The organism is Streptomyces sp. NBC_00690 (genome assembly GCF_036226685.1).
Classification (GTDB): domain Bacteria; phylum Actinomycetota; class Actinomycetes; order Streptomycetales; family Streptomycetaceae; genus Streptomyces.
In genome coordinates, this window is record NZ_CP109009.1 from 1919515 (window position 1) to 1944100 (window position 24586).

At 70.4% G+C, this 24586-nt stretch carries 23 protein-coding genes; 8 read left to right on the forward strand and 15 right to left on the reverse strand.

Translation table 11 applies throughout. From position 1 onward, the window contains the following. Positions 1-86: 86 nt before the first annotated feature. The 4 genes from OID54_RS08455 to infC form a co-directional block, all read right to left on the reverse strand. Entirely contained in the window at positions 87-923 is an 837-nt protein-coding gene (locus OID54_RS08455; protein WP_329016235.1) for a TrmH family RNA methyltransferase, read from the reverse strand. Positions 924-1081: 158 nt separating this feature from the next. Further along, on the reverse strand, positions 1082-1468 hold the full coding sequence (rplT, locus tag OID54_RS08460; protein WP_329016237.1) for a 50S ribosomal protein L20: 387 nt from the start codon (positions 1466-1468) through the stop codon (positions 1082-1084). Positions 1469-1572: 104 nt separating this feature from the next. Then, positions 1573-1767 (reverse strand): 50S ribosomal protein L35, encoded by a 195-nt coding sequence (gene rpmI, locus OID54_RS08465; protein ID WP_250920741.1) that lies wholly within the window; start codon positions 1765-1767, stop codon positions 1573-1575. Between the two features lie 126 nt (positions 1768-1893). Then, entirely contained in the window at positions 1894-2610 is a 717-nt protein-coding gene (gene infC / locus OID54_RS08470) for a translation initiation factor IF-3 (RefSeq protein ID WP_329016239.1), read from the reverse strand. Positions 2611-2903: 293 nt separating this feature from the next. Here infC and OID54_RS08475 point away from each other — a divergent pair, with 293 nt between their 5' ends. Next, complete coding sequence (locus OID54_RS08475) at positions 2904-3299, forward strand: DUF1844 domain-containing protein (protein WP_329016242.1); 396 nt, start codon at positions 2904-2906, stop codon at positions 3297-3299. Between the two features lie 74 nt (positions 3300-3373). Here OID54_RS08475 and OID54_RS08480 read toward each other — a convergent pair whose 3' ends face one another. Next, positions 3374-4114: an SseB family protein gene (locus OID54_RS08480; protein WP_329016244.1), complete on the reverse strand. Its 741-nt coding sequence runs from the start codon at positions 4112-4114 to the stop codon at positions 3374-3376. A 140-nt stretch (positions 4115-4254) separates the two neighbouring features. On the opposite strand from OID54_RS08480, the gene OID54_RS08485 reads away from it, so the two are divergent. Then, positions 4255-4842, forward strand: a complete 588-nt coding sequence (locus OID54_RS08485; protein WP_329016246.1) for a serine hydrolase — start codon at positions 4255-4257, stop codon at positions 4840-4842. A gap of 140 nt (positions 4843-4982) precedes the next feature. On the opposite strand, the gene mycP is transcribed toward OID54_RS08485, so the two are convergent. Beyond that, positions 4983-6119, reverse strand: coding sequence for a type VII secretion-associated serine protease mycosin (gene mycP / locus OID54_RS08490; RefSeq protein WP_329016250.1), 1137 nt, complete (start codon positions 6117-6119; stop codon positions 4983-4985). 161 nt (positions 6120-6280) lie between these two features. Then, positions 6281-8308, reverse strand: a complete 2028-nt coding sequence (locus OID54_RS08495) for a hypothetical protein (protein WP_329016253.1) — start codon at positions 8306-8308, stop codon at positions 6281-6283. A gap of 197 nt (positions 8309-8505) precedes the next feature. Here OID54_RS08495 and OID54_RS08500 point away from each other — a divergent pair, with 197 nt between their 5' ends. After that, positions 8506-9708, forward strand: coding sequence for an amino acid deaminase/aldolase (locus OID54_RS08500; protein WP_329016257.1), 1203 nt, complete (start codon positions 8506-8508; stop codon positions 9706-9708). A 42-nt stretch (positions 9709-9750) separates the two neighbouring features. Here OID54_RS08500 and OID54_RS08505 read toward each other — a convergent pair whose 3' ends face one another. The 3 genes from OID54_RS08505 to OID54_RS08515 all read right to left on the reverse strand — a co-directional run bounded on the left by OID54_RS08505 (position 9751) and on the right by OID54_RS08515 (position 13519). Then, positions 9751-10533 carry a 3-oxoacyl-ACP reductase gene (locus OID54_RS08505; RefSeq protein ID WP_329016260.1) on the reverse strand — a complete coding sequence of 261 codons (783 nt, stop codon included), beginning with the start codon at positions 10531-10533 and terminating at the stop codon, positions 9751-9753. 6 nt (positions 10534-10539) lie between these two features. Next, positions 10540-11925, reverse strand: coding sequence for an aldehyde dehydrogenase family protein (locus OID54_RS08510; protein WP_329016263.1), 1386 nt, complete (start codon positions 11923-11925; stop codon positions 10540-10542). 229 nt (positions 11926-12154) lie between these two features. Next, positions 12155-13519: a glutamine synthetase family protein gene (locus OID54_RS08515; RefSeq protein ID WP_329016266.1), complete on the reverse strand. Its 1365-nt coding sequence runs from the start codon at positions 13517-13519 to the stop codon at positions 12155-12157. Between the two features lie 79 nt (positions 13520-13598). On the opposite strand from OID54_RS08515, the gene OID54_RS08520 reads away from it, so the two are divergent. Together OID54_RS08520 and OID54_RS08525 are read left to right on the forward strand one after the other, a co-directional pair. Next, entirely contained in the window at positions 13599-14327 is a 729-nt protein-coding gene (locus OID54_RS08520; protein ID WP_329016269.1) for a FadR/GntR family transcriptional regulator, read from the forward strand. Positions 14328-14848: 521 nt separating this feature from the next. After that, positions 14849-15679: a gamma-glutamyl-gamma-aminobutyrate hydrolase family protein gene (locus tag OID54_RS08525; RefSeq protein ID WP_329016272.1), complete on the forward strand. Its 831-nt coding sequence runs from the start codon at positions 14849-14851 to the stop codon at positions 15677-15679. Here OID54_RS08525 and OID54_RS08530 read toward each other — a convergent pair. Further along, a complete protein-coding gene (locus tag OID54_RS08530; RefSeq protein ID WP_329016275.1) occupies positions 15567-16490 on the reverse strand; it encodes a LysR family transcriptional regulator in 924 nt (307 codons plus the stop codon). The genes OID54_RS08525 and OID54_RS08530 overlap by 113 nt on opposite strands. A gap of 70 nt (positions 16491-16560) precedes the next feature. Between OID54_RS08530 and OID54_RS08535 the strand changes: the two genes are divergently transcribed. Further along, positions 16561-17703 (forward strand): TDT family transporter, encoded by a 1143-nt coding sequence (locus tag OID54_RS08535; RefSeq protein WP_329016278.1) that lies wholly within the window; start codon positions 16561-16563, stop codon positions 17701-17703. On the opposite strand, the gene OID54_RS08540 is transcribed toward OID54_RS08535, so the two are convergent. The 4 genes from OID54_RS08540 to OID54_RS08555 all read right to left on the reverse strand — a co-directional run bounded on the left by OID54_RS08540 (position 17630) and on the right by OID54_RS08555 (position 22136). Then, complete coding sequence (locus tag OID54_RS08540) at positions 17630-18355, reverse strand: helical backbone metal receptor (RefSeq protein ID WP_329027336.1); 726 nt, start codon at positions 18353-18355, stop codon at positions 17630-17632. The two genes, OID54_RS08535 and OID54_RS08540, sit on opposite strands and share 74 nt — an antisense overlap. A 21-nt stretch (positions 18356-18376) precedes the next feature. Continuing rightward, positions 18377-18973, reverse strand: a complete 597-nt coding sequence (locus OID54_RS08545; RefSeq protein WP_329016281.1) for a helix-turn-helix domain-containing protein — start codon at positions 18971-18973, stop codon at positions 18377-18379. Positions 18974-19147: 174 nt separating this feature from the next. Continuing rightward, a complete protein-coding gene (locus OID54_RS08550; protein WP_329016285.1) occupies positions 19148-20944 on the reverse strand; it encodes an ABC transporter permease/substrate binding protein in 1797 nt (598 codons plus the stop codon). After that, positions 20937-22136 (reverse strand): quaternary amine ABC transporter ATP-binding protein, encoded by a 1200-nt coding sequence (locus OID54_RS08555; RefSeq protein ID WP_329016287.1) that lies wholly within the window; start codon positions 22134-22136, stop codon positions 20937-20939. Before OID54_RS08555 ends, OID54_RS08550 begins: the two co-directional genes overlap by 8 nt. A 426-nt stretch (positions 22137-22562) precedes the next feature. On the opposite strand from OID54_RS08555, the gene OID54_RS08560 reads away from it, so the two are divergent. Continuing rightward, positions 22563-23468: a 5'-3' exonuclease gene (locus OID54_RS08560; protein ID WP_329027338.1), complete on the forward strand. Its 906-nt coding sequence runs from the start codon at positions 22563-22565 to the stop codon at positions 23466-23468. 85 nt (positions 23469-23553) lie between these two features. Continuing rightward, positions 23554-24399: a siderophore-interacting protein gene (locus OID54_RS08565; RefSeq protein WP_329016289.1), complete on the forward strand. Its 846-nt coding sequence runs from the start codon at positions 23554-23556 to the stop codon at positions 24397-24399. Positions 24400-24586 lie beyond the last annotated feature (187 nt).

Genomic DNA, 24586 nt, shown 5'->3' on the forward strand with positions numbered 1-24586 from the left:
TGGGCCCCCGAGCCCGTCACCCTACTAGCTGGACGAGACCGTGCGGAGCCCCTGCGCGGTACTCCCACGGAGGTGAGCACCGCATGTCATCGTGCGCCCCCGGTGCGCTGGGCGCGCGCAGAGGCATAGAGGCATACGGCTGCGGCGGTCGCCAGGTTCAGACTTTCTGCCTTTCCGTGGATCGGAACCCTGACCACGGCGTCCGCGAGGGCTCGGGTCTCCTCGGGAAGTCCCCATGCCTCGTTGCCGAAGACCCAGGCCGTGGGGCCTCCCATCGTTCCCGCGTCCAGCGCGTCGTCGAGGTCGTCCTCGCCCGCGCCGTCTGCGGCCACCACTCTCACCCCCGCTTCCTTGAGCTGCTCGATGGCGGTCTCGACAGGCACGCCGACCGCGACGGGCAGATGGAAGTGCGAGCCGACGGAGGCACGGACCGCCTTCGGGTTGTAGAGGTCGACGGAGGCGTCCGTGAAGACGACGGCATCGGCTCCGGCAGCGTCCGCGCAGCGCAGGACGGTGCCGGCGTTGCCGGGGTCCCGGACGTGGGCGAGCACGGCGACCAGCCGGGGGCGGCTGCGCACGATCTCCTCGAAGGGCGAGTCGACGAAGCGGCAGACGCCCACCAGTCCCTGGGGCGTGACGGTCGTCGAGATGTCGGCGATGACGTCCTCGCTGGCGAGGTGGATCCGAGCGCCCGCCTCCTGGGCGGCGTCAAGGATGTCCGCGTATCGCTCCGCCGCCTCGGGCGTGGTGAACAGCTCGCTGAGGGTCGCGACGCCGTCGCTGCGGTGCCCGGCCGCTTCCCGCACAGCCTGCGGTCCCTCGGCCAGGAAGAGCCGATCCTTGCCGCGGAAGTTCCGCTTCGCGAGCCGCCGCGCGGCGGCGACCCGGGTGGAGCGGGGTGAGATCAGCTCGGGGGCGGACATGGACTCGCTTTCGTCTGCGGAGTTCGGCTACGGGGTGCGGTGCGGGCCGGTGGGGCCGCAGCGGGCGGGGGCGCGGAGCGTCGCAGGGCGCCCTGACGCACTCGGACCCGTAGACCACGAGGGCCTACGGGTCCGATACATCAACCGGGGCGCAGCGCTTAGGCGGCGGCCTTCGGCGCGTTGACGTCGGCCGGAAGGGCCTTCTGCGCCACCTCGACGAGCGCGGCGAACGCGTTGGCGTCGTTCACGGCGAGCTCGGCCAGGATCTTGCGGTCCACCTCGATGTTGGCGGCCTTCAGACCCTGGATGAGGCGGTTGTACGTCATGCCGTTCTGGCGGGCAGCGGCGTTGATCCGCTGGATCCACAGCTGACGGAAGTCACCCTTGCGCTTCTTGCGGTCGTTGTAGTTGTAGACCAGGGAGTGGGTGACCTGCTCCTTGGCCTTGCGGTACAGGCGCGAACGCTGACCGCGGTAACCCTTGGCCGCCTCGAGGATTGCCCGGCGCTTCTTGTGGGCGTTGACTGCCCGCTTGACGCGTGCCACTTGTTAACTCCTTGTAGCGGGGTCGTGGTTACTCATCACACGACCCGAATTCGATTGGGTCCCGGTCCTGACGTCCCTCGGCCTCCGTCACCGGAGGCGGGACGTCACTTGCCGAGAAGCTTCTTGATCTTCTTGGCGTCGCCCGGAGCCATCTCCGCGTTGCCCGAGAGGCGACGCGTCAGCGTGGACGGCTTGTGCTCAAGCAGGTGGCGCTTGCCGGCGCGCTCACGGAGCACCTTGCCAGTGCCGGTGATCTTGAAGCGCTTCTTGGAACCGCTGTGCGTCTTGTTCTTCGGCATAGCGCCGTTATCTCCTCGTCAGTGGCGCTCCCCCGGTGCCCGGGGGCACCGGCACTCAGGAGCGTCAGATCTTGGTTTCTGGTTCCGGGCGGGACCCGGGGCGCCGGCGAGCGGCTGCCCCTTCGGTCACGACTCGGAGGGCGTCTCGACAGGCTCGTCGGCAGGCTCGTCTTCAGCCTGGACCTTCGTACCGGTGCGGTCTGCCTTGCGTGCGGCCTGGGCCTCACGTGCCTCGGCCATGGCCTCGGTCTTCTTCTTGTGCGGGCCAAGAACCATGATCATGTTCCGGCCGTCCTGCTTCGGGTTCGACTCGATGAATCCGAGGTCCTCGACATCGGAAGCGAGACGCTGAAGCAGGCGGAAGCCAAGCTCGGGGCGGGACTGCTCACGACCACGGAACATGATCGTGATCTTGACCTTGTCGCCCTGCTTGAGGAACCGAACGACGTGACCCTTTTTGGTGTCGTAGTCGTGCGGGTCGATCTTCGGCCGGAGTTTCATCTCCTTGATGACCGTGTGCGCCTGGTTCTTGCGCGCCTCACGGGCCTTCATGGCCGACTCGTACTTGAACTTCCCGTAGTCCATGAGCTTGCACACGGGCGGCCGGGCGTTCGCCGCGACCTCGACCAGGTCGAGGTCGTACTCCTGAGCGAGCTCAAGGGCCTTGGCGAGCGGGACGATGCCCACCTGCTCACCACTCGGACCGACAAGCCGTACTTCGGGAACGCGAATCCGGTCGTTAATGCGGGGCTCGGCGCTGATGGATCCTCCTCGGTAGCACCACGCGACCGACTGGAGGCCAGCCGCGTAACGTCTGTTGTGAGACCAACCGAGCCAGAACACGAAAAATGCCCCGGACGGGACACAGGCAGTAGCTCCGCGAATACCGGAACACCGCCGCGATCAACCGCGGGGCGCACATCGGGCGACTTCCATCGTCCGTACGGAACGATGGGCGCCGCCTGACCGGTGACCCGCCGCCCAGAGAGCGGCCAGGTGGGAGATCGGAGCCTCCACTTGTGGGCTGGGCACACGCGTGTCCAGCCGGTCGTCACACAAGGTTAGCAGCTCTAGGAGGGAGGGGGTAACCGACGGCCCGGATCGGCGCCGGCGTGGCGGGGCATATCGTGTGGGGCATGAACGATGCGACACCGCACCCCGAGCAGTCCGAGCACACGGCTGCTGCCCAGACCCCCGACTTCGACGCCCTGGCCCGCGACATCGCCGAGGTCCCGGCCGTCGAGGTGATCGTCACGGTCGCGGTGAACCTGATGAGCGCAGCCGCCGTCAAGCTCGGCCTGGCCGCCGACGAGGCCGGCACCGAACACAAGGATCTGGACGAGGCGCGCAAGCTGGTGCACGCGCTGGCGGGCCTGTTGGACGCCAGCACCACGGAGATCAGCTCGTTCCACGCTGCTCCGCTGCGGGACGGGTTGAAATCCCTCCAGCTGGCCTTCCGCGAGGAGTCCCTGGTTCCGGACGAGCCGGGCAAGGGCCCGGGCGAGAAGTACACCGGACCCGTCTACGGCTGACCCGCGGGAGCGGATCTCGCCCGCGGACGACCTCCGGGCGACCTTCAGACCGCACAGTCGGGCTCAGCCGAGCTTCAGACGACCCTGATGAACAAGGGCTCGCCCACGGGCGCCGCACCGACCGGCAGCAACGCCAGGTCGAGGCCGCGTACCAGGCGGGCCCTCAGCACATCATGGCCGGCCAGTGCCTCGGCCACCCCGCGCACGGCATCGGCCTGCGCCGCGCCTTCGGCCAGCACCAGGGCGAGGGTTCCGTCCGCGCCCTGGCCACCGCGCACCAGTTGGGCCCGGAGCACGGCCGGCTCGGCGCTGACCGTCTGCCGCAGCACGTCGAGCACCGCGGGGTCATCCAGCGGATCGGCGCTGGTGCGCCCCTCAGCGAGTGCCCGCAGCGCCGCACCGCTCAGTTGGAACGGCACCGGCCCCGCCAGATCAAGGACCAGGGTGTCGGCCTTCTCATGGGCGGCGGCCTGGAGCGCCTGGTGCAGGGGCACGGCGACGGGACGGGCCTGGGCGTCCCAGCGCGCGAGGGAATCCAGCGAGGTGAAGGCGGGCAGGGCCCGACGATCACCCGCGGTGAGCGTCGGCACGGCCATGTCGCTGGTCTTCTCCCGGCGCAGCCCCGCCTCGTCCACCTCGACCTCGCCGAGGACGGCGACGACGGGAACCAGCAGTCGCGCCCCCTGGAGTGCCTCAAGGACCTGCCGCTCCGCGGTGCGGTCCTTCGCCCAGACGGCGAGCGCCGCGGCCAGTCGGGGGTCGGCGGTGCCGTCGTCGTCGGAGAAACCGGGGTCCGGGATGTTCTTGAGCGCCACGGGCCGAGCCTAGTTCCTCGCCGGGGCGCGCTGCGCCCCAGGGTCGTGTCCCGAAGGCCGGATCCAGCGCCTGCTCGTGCTGCCAGCCACAGGGGTACGTCCAAGGCGTCGCAGTCGGGACGGGATCTAGGCTCCCCAGGGTGACCGTCCGCATCTCAGTGGCCTTGCCTGGCCGCTCCTACGGCGATGAGCACGACTATCCCTGCGCCAGTCTGGTGAAGGTCGCCATCCTGGCGGCCCTGCTCCAGCGGCGCGATGGACTCGGTGCGCGGGAGGAGGAGTGGGCCCGGGCCATGATCGTACGCAGTGACAACGAAGCCGCGACCGCGTTGTGGCACGTCCTGGGAGGTGCCCCGGGTCTGTCGGCTGCCACTGCCGGACTCGGGTTGCGGCAGACCCAGGCACAGCCGGCATGGGGGTTGACCCGGACCACGGCACCGGATCAGCTCCGGCTGTTGGAGACCGTGTTCGACGGCGGGTATCCGCTGCTCACCACGTTGATGGGGCAGGTGGTCGAGGGGCAGCGGTGGGGTGTGTCCGCTGCGGGTGGACCCTGCGCCCTGAAGAACGGCTGGCTGCCGGTGCGGCCCAGCGGGTTGTGGGCGGTGCATTCGATGGGCCGGGTCGGCGGACGGTTGATCGCGGTCCTCTCGGACGGGCACCCCACGTTGGCGGCGGGTGTCTCCCGGGTGGAGGCTGCGGTACGGGAAGCGGTACGAGCGCCCTGAGCGCCAGGCGCACCCGTGGAGCGGTGGGTGTGCGCGACGGTGGCTGCCCTCGCCCGTTGGCCAGCGGGCTCGCCGGCCCCTCAGACCGGGCAGCCCCGGCCATGGCCGGGCACACTCGCCGGCGCGGCCGGGACAAGCCGTCAGCCCAGGTCGTCGCGGTCGGCCCGCCAGAGGACCACCGCGCCCACCAGGACCAGCGCGCCGACGCCTCCGGCGAGGGGGGCGAGCCAGCCGACCGGTGCATGGTCGGGTTGGTCGAGTTGCGGGCCGGGGCCGAAGTACTTCTTGGCGTAGCCGGCGGTGGACTGTCTGGGGTCCCTGGGGCGCAGCCCCTTGGCCCGGTCGATCGCCGCCGCCGGGTCCACCATGCCGTTGCCCCGAGCGTCGTCCCGGCCGCCCTGGGGGCGGTCACGGGCCGTGTCCGCGATGAGCTTCTTGACCTGTGCGGGCTTCAGGTCGGGGTGGGCCGCGCGAACGAGGGCGACGGCTCCCGAGACGAAGGCCGCCGCAGCGCTGGTGCCCCACCCCTCGTAGTACTTGCGGTCGGGGTCGGGGATCACGATGTCCACGCCGGGTGCGCTGACCGTGGCGTACCACCGTTGGGTGGAGAACGCGGCATGGCTGCCGAAGCGGTCGACCGCCGTCACGGCGATCACGCCGGGATAGGCGGCCGGATAGGAGATGCGGTCGCCCTTCTCCCCGCCGTTGCCCGCGGAGGCCACCACCACCGAGCCCTTGGCCAGGGCGTATTGGACGGCGGCGTCCTCGCTGGCCTCGGCGTGCGCCGACTCGCTGTCATCGCCGAGTGAGAGGTTGATGACGTCGGCGCCCTGGTCGGCCGCCCAGCGGATGCCCTGGGCCAGGGCGGTCCCCCGTGAGCTGCGCGCCTTCCCTCGGGCGGGGTCGGTGCCTTCGAGTATCACGCGCACCGGGAGGATCTTGGCTTTCGGGGCGATGCCCATGACTCCGTCCCGGTCCTCGGGTCCCCGGCCGTGGGCGGCGATGATGCCGGCCATGGCCGTGCCGTGGCGGGCCCAGGAGCGGTCGCCGGGGCCGGCGCCGAAGCCGATGAAGTCCTTGCCCGGCAGGACGTTGCCGTCTAGGTCGGGGTGCTGGTCGTCCACGCCCGTGTCCAGCACGGCGACCGTGACGCCTTCGCCCTTCGTGGTGCGCCAGGCGTGGTCCGTGTTCAGCGCGTCCAGGCCCCACTGCTGGGGCCTTATGCCGTCCGCATGGGCGGGTGCGGTGGACAGGAACACCAGGGCCGTGGCCGCCACGACACAGGCGAGACGCCGACGGCGGCGAGACGCCCGAAGGCCGCGGGACGCCCGAAGGCCGCGGGAAAGACGGGAAGAGCTGCGCGCAGAGGAAACACGAGCAGCGGGGAGCACCTGGGCGGCGCGAGCAGCGCGAAGAACACCAAGCGGACTCGACGAGATCATTCCGGCGGCTCCGCTGCGGTGCTGAGGGCTCGTACGAGGGCTTTCTCGATGCCGTCCGCCAGCCCGCCCGCCTCGTGCCCGAGGCCGGCCTGCGCCGCCGTGGTCGTACCGCGGTCGACCCGGGCGACCGACGCGGGCTCGGGGGCGTTGACCGGACGCCCGTCGGCGAATCCGGAGACCGCGTAGACGATCACGGGCACCTGGGTGAGGACGGTGACGGTCCAACTGGCGCGCTGCCGGTCGCCGAAGCCCGCCGCGACCGTGCCCGGCGCGGGGAAGGCACGAGGCATCAGATCGGACCTCTTGGCAAGGTCCTCATTGCCGAATCGGGCCTTGAGGGTCTTCATGGTCGTCTTGTCGCCCTCGGTGAAGACGAGCCCGACGGTGGTGACGTAGCTGGAGGTGGCGTCGGTGTACGTCGCCCGCAGGGCACGGGCGCAGCCGACGGGTTGGAGGGTGCTCACCAGCAGGGGGTCGAGCGCGGCGGTGCAGTTGCCGTCGGGGGCGACGGCCACGCGCGACCAGGTCCGATCGGCCTTGCCAGGACCCGCGCCCTTGCCTTCCACCTTGACGGGGAAGAGCGTGTCCACGGGAACGCTGTGCCACAGCGTCCGGGCTTCGGAGAAGCCGGTGTCGGTGGCGGTGTCGGCGCTGGAGTCCTCGGTGAGCCAACTCCCGGTGACGGCCCCGCCGATCAGCCCGAGTCCCAACACCACGCAGGCGAGGGCCCCGATCGTGCGCAGGGGACGACGGACCCGAAGGGGTTGCAGTCCGCCCGTGCGCTCGCTGGGGGTCTCGGGCGGGGGCCAAGGAGAGCCGGGATACGAGACGTGCCGGGGGGCGGGTGTGCCCCACGGGTGGGACTCCGGGGACTCACGGATGGCGCGCAGCCTGGCCGTGGGCTCGTCCGACACCGGTGCACTGCGGGCGGGCACCAGCGGGCGGGCATCGGACTCCCGGGCACTTCGTCCGCCGCTGCTGCTGCCGGTTCGGTCCGTGGCAGCGGGAAGGGGGTCAGGTGTCCCGGTGGGCGGAGGGACCGTCGGGGTCGACCGCTCGGGGGGCAGCGGTGCCCGGGGGTCCGTGGCGCCGGGGACTGCGGACGGGCGGGGTGGCGCGCTGGGCGGCACCGGTATGGCCGGGGGTGCGGACGGTCGTCCTCCGGGGGTGCTCCTGGGGTCCGCGGACGGGAGCGGCGGCACATCGGCAGTGGTCCCCGGCTGACTGCCGGAGCGGTCCTGTCGGGCTTCGCGCGGGGGCCGGGTCGGGGCTGGCGGGGCGTCACGGCGCAACTGTCGGGTGTCGACGTCGGGATCCTGGGCTTCGGCGCCCGGGGAACGGGGAGTCATGGCGGGCCGGGCCACAGGGCGGTCGTCCGGGGCATCGCCGACAGCTGCGGACAGGGCGGGACGGGACGGAGCGGGGGGTACCGACTCCGGTCGGCGCGGTGCCGGCTCCGGGGTGCCGGCGCAGAAGCAACCCGGTTCACCCGCGGGGCAGTACGGAGTGGGGGGCGCAGCTGCGGGCCCGTTCAACGAACAGGTGCAACCCCGTACACCGCACGGCGGCAGGTCGGTGGCGTAGGGACCTGCTGCCGCGTCGCAGTCGGGGCAAGTGCAGACAGTGGGCGGTGCGTCCGATGTGCCCGATGTGTCGCCTGGTGCGCCGCCGGTATCGCAGCCGGGGCACGAGCACGCGCCGGCGCGTGGTTCCGCGCCGCCCTCGGACTCCTCCCGGCGCAGCCGTCGGGTGTCGACGTCGGACTGTCCGGGGAGCAGGGGGATACGGAAGGGGCGGGACGAGCCAGGCCCGGAGGCCCGGAGGGATCGTGTCGGATCGCCTTCCGGCCGTTCTGAGGTGTCCGTCGCGGGCTGCCCTTCGGACGGCAGCAGATCGGTGATCCCGGAGGCGCGCAGCGTCTGGGGTGCCTGCTCCTGGGGGACCAACGCGTCGGTGATGCGGGAGGTGACCGGAGCAGCCGAGGAGTCTTCGGGTACGGACGGGGGCTGCGCCTCCGTACTCATCGAGCCCCCCGTTTCTCCTCCACGTACCACCGATGGGCAGGCTGCAGGAGGCCGGCGCGTCGGTCATGGCTTGTGCGTCACTCTACGGGTTGGAACCCGCCTCACGGGACCGTCGCAGCGGCTCCGGGGGGATCTGCCCAGAACATCCCCTCTACTGATCGGTAGCCACTTCTGGCAGGCTCTGGCAGGCTCGGCCCATGATGCCCCGCGCTACCGACCGGGCCCGTCTCGACGGGGCCACCGCCTCCCTCGACGCTCCACTCGCCGTGGTGGATCTCGATGCCTTCGACGCCAATGCCGACGATCTGGTGCGGCGGGCCGGGGGCACGCCAATTCGGGTCGCGAGCAAGTCCGTGCGATGTCGCGCTCTGCTGGAACGGGTGCTCGCCAAGGAGGGGTTCACCGGCGTGATGGCATTCACGCTGGCCGAATCGCTGTGGTTGGCGCGGGCCGGGTTCGACGATGTGCTCCTCGCCTACCCCTCCGCCGACCGGTCCGCATTCGCCGCATTGGCGGCTGACCCCAAACTGGCCGCCGCGGTGACCGTGATGGTCGATGACACGGCGCAGTTGGAGTTGATCGACGCGGCGCGCGCCAGCGGTCGTGAGGAGATCCGTGTCTGTCTGGAACTGGACACGGCGTTGCGGCTGTTGGGCGGACGGGTGCGGATCGGTGCCCGGCGCTCCCCGCTGAGCGAGCCGGCCGAGTTGGCGGAATTGGCGCGTTCGGTGGTGCGCCGCCCGGGATTTCGGCTGGTGGGACTGATGGCGTACGAAGGGCATATCGCCGGAGTCGGTGATGCGTACGAGGGCCGGCCCGTGCTCTCACGCGCCGTCTCGCTGATGCAGCGGATCTCCCGCGCCGAACTCGCGGTGCGCCGGGCGGAGACTGTACGCGCGGTACGGGCGGTGGCCCCGGATCTGGAGTTCGTCAACGGTGGTGGCACGGGCAGCGTCCAGCACACGGCCGCGGAGGAGGCGGTGACGGAGGTCGCGGCAGGTTCGGGGCTGTACCAACCACGGTTGTTCGACGACTACTCGTCCTTCGCGGGGCGGCCCGCCGCCCTCTTCGCCCTCCCGGTGGTGCGGCGGCCGGGGGTGGGGGTGGTGACGGTGCTGGGTGGTGGCTATCCGGCGTCCGGGGCGGCCGGCCCGGATCGGCTGCCCACGCCGTATTTCCCCACGGGGTTGCGCTTCGACGGCCGCGAAGGTGCGGGCGAGGTGCAGACCCCCCTCCTCGGTCCGGCGGCCGACGATCTGCTGATCGGCGACAAGGTGTGGTTCCGCCATGCGAAGGCCGGTGAACTGTGCGAGCGCTTCGCCCAGTTGCACCTGATCGAGGGCGATCGGGTCATCGACACGGTGCCGACCTATCGGGGCGAGGGGCGGACCTTCCTGTGAGGGCCCGCCCCCTGCCGTGCCGACCGGTCGGGCGGTCCCGACTCAGAGCGGGGTGACGTACGCGCCCGAGATGCCGCCGTCGACGAGGAAGTCCGTCGCATTGACGAAGGAGGAGTCGTCGCTCGCGAGGAAGGCGACCGCGGCGGCGATCTCATGGGCCTCGGCGAATCGTCCGAGTGGGATGTGGACGAGTCGTCGTGCGGCTCGCTCGGGGTCCTTGGCGAAGAGCTCCCGAAGGAGCGGGGTGTTGACGGGGCCGGGACACAACGCGTTGACCCGGATGCCTTCCCGGGCGAACTGGACGCCGAGTTCCCGGGTCATGGCTAGGACCCCGCCCTTGGAGGCGGTGTAGGAGATCTGGGAGGTCGCGGCCCCCATGACCGCGACGAAAGAGGCGGTGTTGATGATGGAGCCACGGCCCTGGCGCTGCATGTAGGGGATGGCCGCCTTGCAGCAGAGGTAGACGGAGGTCAGATTGACGTCCTGGACCCGCCGCCATGCCTCGATCCCGGTGGTGAGGATGGAGTCGTCATCGGGCGGGGAGATGCCCGCGTTGTTGAAGGCGATGTCGACGGATCCGTAGGTGGCGTGGGCCGTGCTGAACAACGCCTCGACCTGTTCGGGGTCGGTGACGTCGACCTTGACGAAGGTGCCGTCGACCTCTTCGGCCGCGGCCTTGCCTGTCGTCTCGTCGATGTCGCCGCAGACGATGTGCGCGCCCTCGGAGGCGAGCCGCCGCGCGGTGGCGAGGCCGATGCCGCTGCCCGCTCCGGTGATGACGGCGGTACGGCCGACGAGACGACGGCACACGGGGGTTTCGGTCATGGGTGGTCAGACCTCCGTACTGCTGAAGAAGACGTTCTTGGTCTCGGTGAAGGCTGCGAGTGCGTCCGGGCCCAGTTCGCGGCCGAGGCCGGACTGTTTGTAGCCGCCGAACGGGGTCCAGTAGCGGACGCTGCTGTGGGAGTTGACGGACAGATTGCCCGCGGCCACGGCCCGACTGACGCGGATGGCCCGGCCGATGTCCCGGGTCCAAAGGGAACCGGAGAGCCCGTAGGGGGTGGCGTTGGCGAGGCGGATGGCGTCGGCCTCGTCGTCGAAGGGCAGGACGACCGCGACCGGCCCGAAGACCTCCTCACAGGCGACCGGCGCTCCGGCGTCGACCTCGGTGAGGACGGTCGGGGGGAACCAGAAGCCGGCGCCGGTGGGGGCGGTGCCACGGATGCCCGGCAGTGCGTCGGGTACGTAGGCGCGGACCCGATCGAGTTGGGCCCGTGAGATCAGCGGACCCATCTGGGTCTTCTCGTCGGCCGGATCGCCCACGGTGATCGCGGCGATGGCGGGTGCGAGACGTTCGAGGAAGCGGTCGTGGACGGAGCGCTGGACCAGGATGCGGGTTCGCGCGCAGCAGTCCTGCCCGCTGTTGTCCAGGAAGGACATGGGCGTTGCTGCCACAGCGGCTTCGAGGTCGCAGTCGGCGAAGACGATGTTGGGGCTCTTGCCGCCGAGTTCGAGGGTGACCCGCTTCACCTGCTCGGCACAGCGGGCCATGATGGCCTTGCCGACGCGGGTGGAGCCCGTGAAGACGATCTTCGCGACTCCGGGGTGTTCGACGAGTGCGTTGCCGACGATGTCACCGGCGCCGGGGAGCACCTGGAACAGGTGCTGCGGAAGTCCGGCCTCCAGGGCGAGTTCCGCCAGCCTCAGCGCCGTCAGCGGGGTGGTCTCGGCGGGTTTGAGGAGGACGGCGTTGCCGGCCGCGAGGGCGGGGGCGGTCCCCCAGGCGGCGATCGGCATCGGGAAGTTCCAGGGCGCGATGACCCCGATGACACCGAGCGGTTCGAGGATCGTGATGTTCAGCCCGCCGGGGACCGGGATCTGCCGACCGTTCAGCCGCTCGACCCCGCCGGCGGCGAAGTCAAGGAGGTCTCGGACGTTGCCGGCCTCCCAACGGGCGTTGCCGATGGTGTGACCCGCTTCCAGCACCTCCAGCTGCGCAAGTTCTTCGAGGTGCGCATCGACGGCGAGGGCGAAGCGGCGGAGCAGCCGGGCCCGGTCGGCGGGTGCCAGTCGCGTCCAGCGTTCCTGCGCTCTCGCTGCGAGGGCGACGGCGGCGTCGACCTCGTCGAGGGTGGTCGCCGGGACGCTGCGAAGGAGTCGGCCGGTGGTGGGATTGAGCACTTCGTGGTGCGACGCGTACGGCAAGACATTCCTCACGTGGGGTCAAAGAACGGTGTCGGCGGGACATGGGCGGCCGGGTCGCGGTCCGTCACGGGTGGCCGGGCGGACCGAACGGGAGAGCGTCGACCACCCGAGCGGCTCGGCCGCCGAAGGGTCGGTTCCCGCCGTACGGAGACGGTCTCCCGCACCCGACACACGGGGGCCGGTGCGCATCCGTGGCTTTTCATCGGCGATCCGGTGGTGTCTCAGTGGCGCCAGTGGCGTCTCAGTGGCGTTCGAAGGAGCGGCGGAGTTCCCAGTCGGTGACGGCCGCATCGAAAGCGGCCAGTTCCACCCCGGCCATGGTGCGGTAGTGGGCGAGGACCTCATCGCCGAATGCCTCCTTGGCGATGGGACTGGTCTCCCAGAGCTCGGCCGCCTCCCGCAGGGTGGTGGGCACCCGGGCGTAGTCGGCGGCGTACGCGTTCCCTGTGCAGGGGGCCGGGAGTTCGAGGCGCTGTTCGATGCCGTGGATGCCGGCGGCAATCAGCCCGGCGACCGCGAGGTACGGATTCGCATCACCGCCGGGCAGCCGGTTCTCGAAGCGCATCGAGCGACCGTGTCCCACCACGCGCAGGGCACACGTGCGGTTGTCGAATCCCCAGGCGACGGCCGTGGGGGCGAAGCTGCCTGGCTGGAACCTCTTGTAGGAGTTCACCGTGGGCGCGTACAGCAGGGAGAAGTCCCGCAGGGCGGCGAGTTGTCCGGCGAGGAAGTGTCGCATCACGGGTGACATTCCCCCCGGCCCGTCCCCCGCCATCACATTGCGGCCGTCCTCATCCGCGAGGGAGAGATGGATGTGGCAGGAGTTGCCTTCACGCTCGTCGTACTTGGCCATGAAGGTGAGCGCGTACCCCTCCTGTGCGGCGATCTCCTTGGCCCCCGTCTTGTAGAGGGCGTGTTGGTCACAGGTGACCAGGGCGTCGTCGTAGCGGAAGGCGATCTCGTGCTGGCCCGGATTGCACTCGCCCTTGGCCGACTCGACCGTCAGCCCCGCCGCGGCCATATCCCTGCGGATGCGGCGCAACAGGGGCTCGACGCGGCCGGTGCCCAGGATCGAGTAGTCGACGTTGTACTGGTTGACGGGTGTGAGCCCGCGGTAGTCGCGGTCCCACGCCTCTTCGTAGGTGTCCCTGAAGACGATGAACTCCAACTCGGTCCCGACCTTGGCGGTGAAGCCGTGTTCGGCGAGCCGGGCCAACTGGTGACGGAGGATCTGCCGGGGGGCGGCGACGACGGGGGAGCCGTCGTGCCAGGCGAGGTCGGCGAAGAGCAGGACCGTACCGTCGTACCAGGGCACGCATCGCAAGGTGGCGGGGTCGGGGCGCATCACGAAGTCGCCGTAGCCCTGGTCCCAGGAGGACATCTCGTACCCGTCGACGGTGTTCATCTCGATGTCGACGGCGAGGAGGTAGTTGCAGCCTTCGGTGCCGTGGGCAAGGACCTCGTCGAGGAAGAACGGCGCGGCGAACCGCTTGCCCTGGAGCCGACCCTGCATGTCGGGGAAGGCGAGCACCACGGTGTCGATCTCGCCGCTCGCCACACGTGCGCGAAGCTCGTCGACCCCGAGGGGAGGTGTGCGATCTGCCACAGGGATGACGCCTCCTTGGATGAGCCAGCAGCCCTAAGGTATGGCTGTGGACCATTGATTGGGAAGAGGAAACGACGACGTGGCGAAGAATGATGTGGTGACCGACCGGCTCACGGCCGTCCTGCGCCCGGTGCGCGCGGGCAACGGGTTCGAAGAGGCGCTGGAGCAGATCCTGCGTCTGCTGCGCCTCGGCCTGATCCCCGCCGGCGAACGACTGCCGGCGGAACGGGCACTGGCGGAGCGGTTGGGGATCAGCCGGGTCACCCTGCGCGACGTGCTCAAGGTCCTCACCGACCAGGGCCTGGTGGAGAGCAGACGGGGGCGGTACGGCGGAACGTTCGTCCTGAGCCGGCCCGAGGCCCGCGGCGAAGCGGAGTTGCGCCGCCGGGTGGGCACCGTGGACGTGACGGACACCCTGCACTTCCGCGAGGTGCTGGACGTGGGGGCGGCTGGGCTGTGCGCGTCGAACGGGCTGACCGACGACGGGGCGATACGGCTGCGCAGCGCCCTACTGGCCACGAACGAAGCCCCTTTGGGCGAGTACCGCCGCCGTGACACCCTCCTGCACCTCACGCTCACAGAACTGTCCGGCTCTCCCACGCTGGCCGTGCACTATGCCGCCGTCCGAGCGGATCTGAACGACCTCCTCGACTGCATCCCGCTGCTCGTGCGGAACCTGGAGCACTCGCAGCACCAGCACACCGCCCTCATCGAGGCGGTGCTCGACAAGGACGCCGACGGGGCGCGGGATGTGATGCGCGAGCACTGCGAGGGCACGGCGGCGCTCCTGCGGGGCTTTCTGTCCTGAGCCGGACTCTCGTACTGGCCTCCGGGCCCAACTCTCGTACTGGACTGTGCGCCGGCCCCTGGCTGCTTCCGGGCCTTCGGGTGGGCACAGCTCTCTGCGCCGCCACGGCCTGCGGCATCCGACGCACGGGGCTTGCGCGGACCCACGCCTTCAGCAAAGGTACTCAGGCACACCTTTGAAGGGCAGGGCTGCTCCCATGGCCGCAGACACTGGCCGTTCCCCCTCCTCAGACGCCCCGCATACGCAGGTTGCGGCGGCGCGCCGATGCGACGGTGGCCAGTTACACCTGAGCTGACCTGCGACGGGTGGTCCATCGACCGCCTCTCTGGGCGCCCCCCATGACAAGCCGCCTTCGCTTCAGGCCCTCGCCCGGCAATCACCGTCGCGCCCCGACATCTTGGGCGGCGTCGCGATCGATGTACGCCGACCGGCGGGGCAGGCGAAGCAACAGCCGGGTGCTCCGCCTCCGACCGCAGCCGTACTCCCCGGCCGAGGCGACAGAAGCGAAAGAAGCGACGGACATGATGGAAGTGACGGACATGCCCCGACCCCTCATCGGCATCACCACCTACCTCGACACGGCCGCCTGGGGAGTGTGGCGACGGCAGGCGGCCCTCCTCCCGGCCGACTATCCGGCCCTCGTCCAGCGGGCGGGAGGGGTGGCGGTCATGCTGCCGCCCGACCCGGACCCCGCTGCCGCCCACACAGCCATGGCCCGGCTCGACGGTCTGATCCTCGCCGGCGGTGCCGACGTCGACCCCGAGCACTACGGCGCCACACCGGACCCCCGCGCCGGTCCCCCGGCCCCCGAACGGGACCACTGGGAGTTGGCCCTGATCGACGCGGCTCGCGCGGTGGGCACTCCGATCCTGGGGATCTGTCGGGGCATGCAACTGCTCAACGTGGCCCTGGGCGGCACCCTGCTCCAACATCTGGACGGCCACATGGAGGCGGAAGGAATCTTCGGCACCCATCCGGTGCGGCCGGTGCCGGGCACCCTGTACGCATCGATCGTGCCGGAGACCACGCAGGTACCCACCTATCACCACCAGGCCGTCGCCCAACTGGCACCCCGTCTCAGGGCGAGCGCCCATGCCGAGGACGGCACGGTGGAGGCGGTGGAGCCGGCGTTCCCAGGCGAAGGCTGGCTGCTGGGAGTGCAGTGGCACCCTGAGGTCGGGCGGGACCTTCGGATCGTGCGCGCGCTCGTCGCCGTGGCGTCCGGAGCCGAACCCTCCGTCAGCTCTTGGTCAGTCCCAACAGATCCCGCGCCGGCCCTGTCGGACGCTGGGCACGTCGCCAGACGGCCCGCAGCGCCCGCCGGAGCTCCACTCCCTCCACCCGTACCCTGATCAGTCGTCGTGCGGCGAACTCGTCGAGCACGGCGAGTTCGCTGAGCACCACCGGTCCGGCACCACTGACCGCAGCCGCCTTGACCGCTGTCGTCGAGCCCAGCTCCAGCAGCGGTTCAGCCGGCCCACCGCACGCGGCCAGTGCGGAGTCCAGCACCTGTCGCGTACCCGATCCCCGTTCCCGCAGGATCAGCGGGGCGACGGCCAGTTCGGCGGCGGTCAGGGGCGCCCGCCGACGTGCCCACTCGTGCAGCGGGGAGACCGCCACCACCAATCGGTCGTGGCCGATGACGGCCCCGTCCAAACCGTCGGGCACGGACAGGCCCTCCACGAACCCCAGCTCCGCATCGCCCGCGAGCAGTCGTTCCGCGACCGTCGCGGAGTTCCCCGCCAGGAGGGAGACCACGGTGTCCGGGCGCTGGGTGCGCAGGGCGATGAGCCAGCCCGGCAGCAAGTACTCGGCGATGGTCATCGAGGCCGCGACCCTCAGCCGCGAGTCCCGGCGCCCCCGCAGGGCCTGGGCTCCGGCGTCGAAGACCTCCGCCGCCTCCACGACCCGCCGCGCCCAGTCCGTCACCAGCGCCCCCGCCTCGGTGAGCCGGGAGCCCCGTGGCGAGCGGTCCACCAGGACCAGTCCCAGTTGACGCTCCATCGAACGGATGCGGCTGCTCGCCGCCGGTTGGGTGATCCCCATCTCGCGGGCCGCTCGGCCCAGACTGCCGTGCCGGGCGACGGCGAGCAGCAGCTCCAGGGCTCCGAGGTCGGGCACCCGGTGGGCCAGTGGGCCCCGCTCCACACGGTCATCGCTCATCAGTCCAGCTTATGAGGTCATAACGCGAAGATCCCTGGTGGGACGGGAGGAATCGGCCCACAGTGACGGCATGGCCCTGGCACCACCCGTACCCGCACCCGTCTCTGTCCCGCTGCCGCTTCTGCGGCACTTCACCCCCAACTGGTACGCCACCGTCATGGGCACCGCCATCGTGGCCAATGCGGGCGCGGCACTCGACGTTCCCGGCACCCGGCCGCTGCTGACCGCCGTGTGGGCGCTGTCAGCGGTGTTGCTGATCGCGGTGGTCACCGCCCGCCTCCTGCACTGGCGCCACCACCGCGACCGGGCCAGGGCTCATCTGCTGGATCCGACGATCGCGCCGTTCTACGGATGCGCCGCGATGGCGACACTCGCCGTGGGGGCCGGCACACTGCCCCTGGGCGCGCCCCTGATGGGGGCCGCGACAGCGGTACCGGTCGCCGTGCTGCTCCTGGTCCTGGGAACCGTCGCCGCCGTGGGTACGGCCACGGTGATCCCCTGGCTGATGGTGGTCAACCGGCGGATCGAGCCGGGCGCGGCGTCCCCTGTGTGGCTGCTGCCCGTGGTCCCCCCGATGGTGGCCGCCGCCTCCTGGCCCCCGCTCATCCCCGAGCTGCCCGCCGGTCAGTGGCACACCGCGGTGCTGCTGGCCAGCGCCGCGATGTTCGGTGTCAGCCTGCTGGGGACGCTCGTCGTCCTGCCGCTGGTCATCGCCCGACTGCTGCGCCGCGGCCCGCTCCCCCTCGCTCTCACTCCGGCCCTGTTCCTGGTCCTCGGGCCCCTGGGGCAGTCGACGACGGCCGCCGACGCAATGGCGTACGCGTCCCGAAGTGTGTTCCCGGCGCTCCAGCCGAGCACCGTTTCGGCGTTCGCCGTGGGCTATGGAGTGGTGGCCATGGGCTTTGCGCTGCTGTGGCTGCCCCTGGCCGGGATCGCGACGGTACGGGCGATGCGCCGGGGGCTGCCCTTCACCCTCGGGTGGTGGGCGTTCACCTTCCCGGTCGGCACCTGTGTCACGGGGGCGGCGGCGCTCGGCGAGAGGACGGAGCTCACCGCACCGACCCTGCTGGCGGGCGGGCTGTACGTCCTCCTCGTCACGGCGTGGGCGGTGGCCGGGGGTCGTACGGTGCGCGGGCTGTTCAGCGCAGAGCTGCTCGCAGCGCCGCACCCAGCACCGCGGGCGCCGTCACCAGGGACGGCCCGTACCAGGTGAGATGGCGACCGCTGACCAGGGCGGCGGGGAGGCGGGGAAAGGACTCGGGTCCGTCGTCGGTGGTGAAGCGGTACGGCTCGTCGGGGAGGACGACCAGATCGGCGCCGCTGCGGTGGAGTTCATCGATGGGTATCCGGGGGTAGCGGTCCGGGTGCCGTGCGTACACGTTGTCGACCCCGAGTCGGTGCAGCAGGTCCCCGGCGAAGGTGTCCCGCCCCAGCACCATCCACGGTCGCCGCCAGATGGGCACGACGGCGGCGACGGTGGGCACCGCGCCCGGCAGATCACCCGACCAGGCATCAGCGGCCCGATCCAGCCAGGCCGGCCGGTCCAGCCCGCAGCCGTCGACGAGGACGCGTTCCAATTCGCGCAGTGCCTGCTCCAGATCACGTACCTCGGTCAAGAGCACCGGGATGCCGGCGGCGCGCAGGGCGTCCAGGTCCGGTTGCCGGTTCTCCTCCTCATTGGCGATCACCAGATCGGGCGCCAGTCGGATCACGGCTGCCACATCGGGGTTCTTGGTGCCCCCGATGCGCGGTACGTCGAGGTCGGCGGGATGGGTGCACCAGTCGGTGGCCGCGATCAGCGCACCGGGCGCACTGACGGCCACGGCCTCGGTGAGGGAGGGGACCAGGGAGACGACCCGCGGCATCGCAGGTGTCCTGGCCACGGTCTAGCGCTCCGGGGGGCCGAGGTGATCGGCGACGGTGACCACGACGATCCGGGTCTCCGGGAGGGCGGCCCGCCAGCGGTGGCGTACGCCTCCGGACAGGAAGAGGGCGTCACCGCTGCCCAGTCGGTAGGCACGGCCCTCGGCCTCGACCTCGACCACCCCGTCGGCGACGTACATGATCTCGTCGTTGCGGTGCTCGAACTCGCCGTCGGTGTCGTGTTCGCCCGTGAACTCCAGCGCTTCCAGTTGGTGACGGCCGTGCACCAGCCGCCGGGTGGTGCCACCGCGAACGGCACGATCCGTATCGTCCAGCGCGGGTGGGGTGTCCGCCCGCACGACGGCGACGGTCCGCGCGGCATCGGACGCCGCGATCAATCGGCCCACCGTGGTTTCCAGGGCGCCGGCGACCCGCTCCAGGGAACGGTTACTGGGCCGGGCCCGCTCGTTCTCGATCTGGCTGAGGAAGGGCACCGACAGACCGCTGCGCTCGGCGACCACGGCCAGGGTGAGCTCAAGGGTACGGCGGCGCCGACGCACGGCCGCGCCCACCCGAAGGGGTTCGGTCTCCTTCGGGTCCTTGCCGTCCTTCGTGTCCATCCGCCCAGCTCCCCTTCCTGGTCCTGTCTCACCATACGCAGCTTCCGGGCTCGGTCGCTCGCATACGGTGCACGGGCCAGGCATCGAGGGGTACGCAGCGCCGGGGTGGCCCCCGCGACCAGCGGAGACCACCCCGTCACCACGCGTTACCAGCCGATGCTGCGGCGGTTGCGACTACTGCGCTGTCATCGCCTTCTCCACCTGCGGATTCTTAGTGAGCCAGGCGCGGACCGCATCCTGTTCCGCGCCCTTCCCCGCCTGCTGGATCTCCGCCTCCAGATCCGTCAGCTGCTTCTCGGTCAGCTGGAAGTCCTTCAGCCAGCGGGCGATCTCGGGCTCGTCGTCGGAGAAGCCCTTGCGGGCGACCGTGTGGACGCCGTCGCCCTCGCCCCAGGCGCCCTTGGGGTCCTTGAGCTTCTTCAGGTCGTGGGTGCTGTAGGCCCAGTGCGGGGACCAGAGCGTGGTGAGGACGGGTTCCTTCTTCTGGTAGGCGCGCTTCAACTCGGCGAGCATCCCGGGGGTGGACCCGTCGACAACGGTGTACTCACCCTCCAATCCGTACTGCGGGAGGACCTCGTCCTTGAGGAGCCCCATCATCCCGGCGCTCGGCTCGATGCCGATGATGCGGCCCTTGAAGGTGTCGGCCCGGCCCTTGAGATCGTCGAGGGAGTCGATGCCCTTGACGTAGGCGGGGACGGCGAGTTCCAGCGAGGTGGGGCCGTACCAGGAACCGAGGTCCTCCAGGTCCTTCCCGTACTTCTTCCAGTACGTGGCATGGGTGGTCGGCAGCCAGGCGTCGGTCTGGAAGTCGATCTGACCGCCAGCGAGCCCCGTGTAGAGCGCGCCGGCCTCCAGTTGCTGCGTCTCGACGGTGAAGTCGCGGCGCTCCAGGACCTCCTTCCACAAGAAGGTGGAGGCGATGCCCTCGTCCCAGGGGATGTAGCCGATGGTCACCTCTCGGCCCTTGCCAATCCCGGAGGTGTTCTTGCCGTCCCGGGTGTCATCGCCACTGGCGATGCCCATGCCTCCGGCGACCAGCGCAAGGATGACGGCGCCGACGAGGGCCACGACGGGTTGGGGGCGGTGGTTCCACAGCGAGGGACCGCCGGCCGCCTCCTTCGCCCGGGCGATCGCGCGCCGACCGAGCGGCGAGACCTGACGGCCGAGTTCGCCGGTGATCCGGTCCAGGTACATGGCGAGGACGACGATGGAGACGCCCGCCTCGAACCCGAGGCCGATGTCGACGTTGCCGATGGCTCGGTAGACCGCTCCGCCCAGACCGCCACCGCCGACCATGCCCGCGATGACCACCATGGACAGGCCGAGCATGATGACCTGGTTCACCCCGGCCATGATGGTGGGCAGGGCCAGGGGGAGCTGTACGCGCACGAGGGTGTTGCGCGGTGTGGTACCGAACGCGTCGGCGGCTTCAACGAGTTCCCCGTCCACCTGGCGGATGCCGTGCTCGGTCATGCGCACCCCGGGCGGCAGCGAGAACACGATGGTGGCGATGATGCCGGGAACCACACCGACGCCGAAGAAGATGATGCCGGGGATCAGATAGACCATGGCCGGCATGGTCTGCATAAAGTCCAGCACCGGCCGGATGACCGTGCTGACGGTCGTGGAGCGCGCGGCCCAGATACCGAGCGGTACGGCGATCGCCAGGGTCACGACGGTGGCGACGAGCACCAGCGACAGGGTCGACATCGCCTCGTCCCACAACTCGATGGAATCGATCAGCGCGAAGCCCACGAAGGCGAGACCACCGGCCACCAGCCCGCGCAACCACCAGGCGAGCACGGCGAGGATGCCCGCGAACAGGAGCGGCTCCGGTGCGGAAAGGGCCGCGTCGATGCCCTCGTACATCCCGGTGACCAGGGAACTGATCGCTTCGAAGAGCCAGGACAGGTGGAACTGGAGCCAGTCGACGCCGCGGTCGACCCAGTCGCCGAGGGGGATCCTAGGCACGGGCCACCGCCCGGGCGTCTGCGTCTGCGTCTGCGTCTGCGTCTGCGTCTGCAACAGGGTGCGTGCAGCTCGTGGTCGCCGAGTCGTCCGCACGGCCTGCGGAACGGCTCGGCTGGTCTTCCCGCACCACGGGCTCCCCGAGGACAGCCAGCAGCCGCGAGCGCGGAACGACTCCGGTGAGCTCACCTCGGTCGTCGACGACGGCGACGGGCGCGTCGGTGGTGGAGCAGGGCGTGAAGAGTTCGGCGATGGGCGCATCGACCGATACCGAGGCGGGCGCGGCAGCCAGGACGTCCCGAGCGTTCATCAGCTTTCGGCCGCGGTCGGTCACCATGCCGTACGCACTCTCCACGTCGGCCATGATCGCGCCGGCGGTGAGCACCCGGGAGCGGTCGACGTCCTGGATGAAGCTGGCGACGTAGTCGTCGGCGGGGGTGACGAGGATGTCCTCGGCGGTGCCCAGTTGCACGATCGTGCCGTCCCGCATGACCGCGATCCGATCGCCCAGCCGCATGGCCTCGTTGAGGTCGTGGGTGATGAAGACGATCGTCTTCTTCAGCGTCTTCTGGAGCCGGAGCAGTTGGTCCTGCATATCGCGGCGGATCAGCGGGTCGAGCGCGCTGAAGGACTCGTCCATCAGCAGCAGATCGGCGTCCGTGGCCAGCGCCCGGGCGAGACCGACGCGTTGTTGCATGCCACCGGAGAGCTCATCGGGCCAGGAGTCCTCCCAACCCGTCAGGCCGACGAGTGCCAGCGCCTCCTTCGCGCGGCGGACGCGTTCGGCGGCGGGGACGCCCTGGACCTGGAGTCCGTACGCGGCGTTGTCGAGGACGCTGCGGTGGGGGAAGAGGGCGAAGTGCTGGAAGACCATGCTGATCCTGCTGGATCGCACGGCGCGCAGTTCGCGCGGGCTCAGGGCGGTCAGGTCCTGCCCGTCGAACAGCACGGTGCCTGCGGTCGGGGCGAGCAGCCCGTTGAGCATCCGCAGCAGAGTGGACTTGCCCGACCCGGACAGGCCCATGACCACGAACGTCTGTCCAGGCTCGACCGTGAACGAGGCGTCGATCACGGCAGCGGTCGTGCCGTCGGCGCGAAGCTCGGCGCGGTCGACGCCCGCTTCGAGCCTGCGTACCGCATCGTCGGGTCGTCTGCCGAACACCTTGTACAGATGCTCTGCCTGAAGCCTGGACACATACACCTCGCGCGTTGAACGGAAACGATCCGCCGTCCCCCGCACGGCAGATCGCATCGGAGCCCGGTGGGTTCCGCCCACACGCCCCCGGTTGTCGCGCGATCGCTTGATCACGCACATCGCGTACTCGACAACACATCGCGTACGCAACAACAAGGGGAGCTGCTCCGGGGGCGGAGCCTGCCCCTGGCCTGCAATGACAAACAAAAAGGTGACCCAGATCACGAATAGCCCGTTTGCGGCTCTTGGGTGCATACCGGAGCCGGGGCTCACAGAGGGCCGAGGGGAAGCGATCGAGCGCCGCACCCGTCCCCTATGACACGGCGGCTCGGGGCGGAGCCCTCCCCCCTCCCCGGACGGCCCGCCCGTCGCTGCCCTGCGGTGTCAGTGGGCTACGGCATCATCAGGGGCGTGACGCGACGCCTGATGCTCCTCGACACCGCCTCCCTGTACTTCCGTGCCTACTTCGGCGTTCCGGACTCCGTCCGCGCCCCGGACGGCTCCCCCGTGAACGCCGTGCGGGGCCTGCTCGAATTCATCACCCGGCTGGTCCAGGACCACCAGCCCGACGATCTGGTCGCCTGCTGGGACAACGACTGGCGACCGCAGTGGCGGGTCGATCTGATCCCGTCGTACAAGGCGCACCGGGTCGCCGTCGAGACCGAGACCGGTCCGGACGAGGAGGAGACCCCGGACACGCTGGCCCCCCAGGTGCCGGTGATCGCCGATGTGCTGGACGCGCTGGGCATCGCCCGCATCGGAGCCGACGGGTACGAGGCGGACGATGTGATCGGCACCCTCACGGCCCGCGCCACCGGACCGGTCGACATCGTCACCGGCGACCGGGACCTCTTCCAGTTGGTCGACGACGCCCGGGAACGAAGGGTGCTCTATCCCCTCAAGGGTGTTGGCACGCTCCAGGTGACGGACGAGAGTTGGCTGCACGAGAAATACGGGGTCGACGGACCGGGCTACGCACAGATGGCGGTGCTGCGGGGAGATCCCAGCGACGGACTGCCCGGGGTGCCGGGGATTGGCGAGAAGACGGCGGTCAAACTGCTGGACTCCTTCGGCGACCTGGCCGGGGTGTTGGCCGCGGTCGACGATCCGACCGCGAAGCTCACCCCCTCGCAGCGCAAGCGGCTCGACGAGGCCCGGGCGTACCTCGCCGTCGCCCCGACCGTCGTCGCCGTGGCCTCCGATGTGGCCCTGCCGGCCTTCGACGCCGCACTTCCCTCCGTGCCGCGCGATCCGGCGGCGTTGGAGGCACTCTCGCTGCGCTGGGGACTCGGCAATGCGCTGGGACGCCTGCTCACTACACTCGGCAAGTGATGCGTCCCGCGCGCAACCTGTACTTTCCTGAGCAAGGTGTTAACTTAGGTAAGCCTAAGCAATGCCAGAATTCAGGGAGACCACCGTGGCGGAACGACCTGCCCGCACTGCACCGAGGGACATTTACGAAGCTCGTGTGCTCCGTACCGAACGGCTCACGCCGCACATGGTGCGCGTGGTCTTCGGCGGGGAGGGCCTGGCCGGTTTCGCCATGGACGGTCACACCGACAGCTATGTGAAGCTGATCTTCCTGACCGAGGGCGTCAGCTATCCCGAGCCCTTCGACCTGGTCCGCATCCGGCAGGATTTCCCACGTGACCAGTGGCCCCTGAACCGCACCTACACGGTCCGCAGCTGGGATGACGCCCAGGGCGAGTTGACCATCGACTTCGTGGTGCACGGCGATGAGGGCCTCGCCGGCCCCTGGGCTGCCAACGCCAAGCCCGGCGATCTGCTGCACGTACTCGGTCCGCACGGCGACTACGCCCCCGACCCCTCGGCCGACTGGCACCTCGTGGTGGGCGACGAGAGCGCGATCCCCGCGATCGCCGCGGCGTTGGAGCAGATGCCGGCCGGCGCGATCGTCCATGCGTTCGTCGAGGTCGACAGCGCCGAGGAGGAGCAGAAGCTCATCACTCCGGATGGCGTCGAGGTCCGGTGGTTCCACCGCGGACAGAGTCCGGTCGGCCAGGCCCTGGTGAAGGCGGTCACCGAACTCGACTTCCCGGAGGGCAAGCTCTGCGCCTTCGTGCACGGCGAGGCTGCTTTCGTGAAGGAGCTCCGGCGCCATCTGCGGCTGGAGCGCCAGGTGCCGCGCGAACAGCTGTCGATCTCGGGGTACTGGCGCCTCGGCAAGAACGACGAAGCGTGGCGCGCGGTGAAGCGCGAATGGAACGAGCAGGTGGAGCGGGAGCAGGAGCAGTCGGCCTGACCACACCACGAAGCTGCCACATCTCTCACACCCCCGGCCGACCTGACGGCCGGGGGTTCGTCGTGCGGTGCTCCACGACGATCAGCGGTACGACGGCCGGGTATCGCGGTACGACGGCGGGGTATGCGGAAGCAGCCTGACGGCCGGGCGACGGCACCGCCGCCCAACCGGCCACACCGGACCGGCC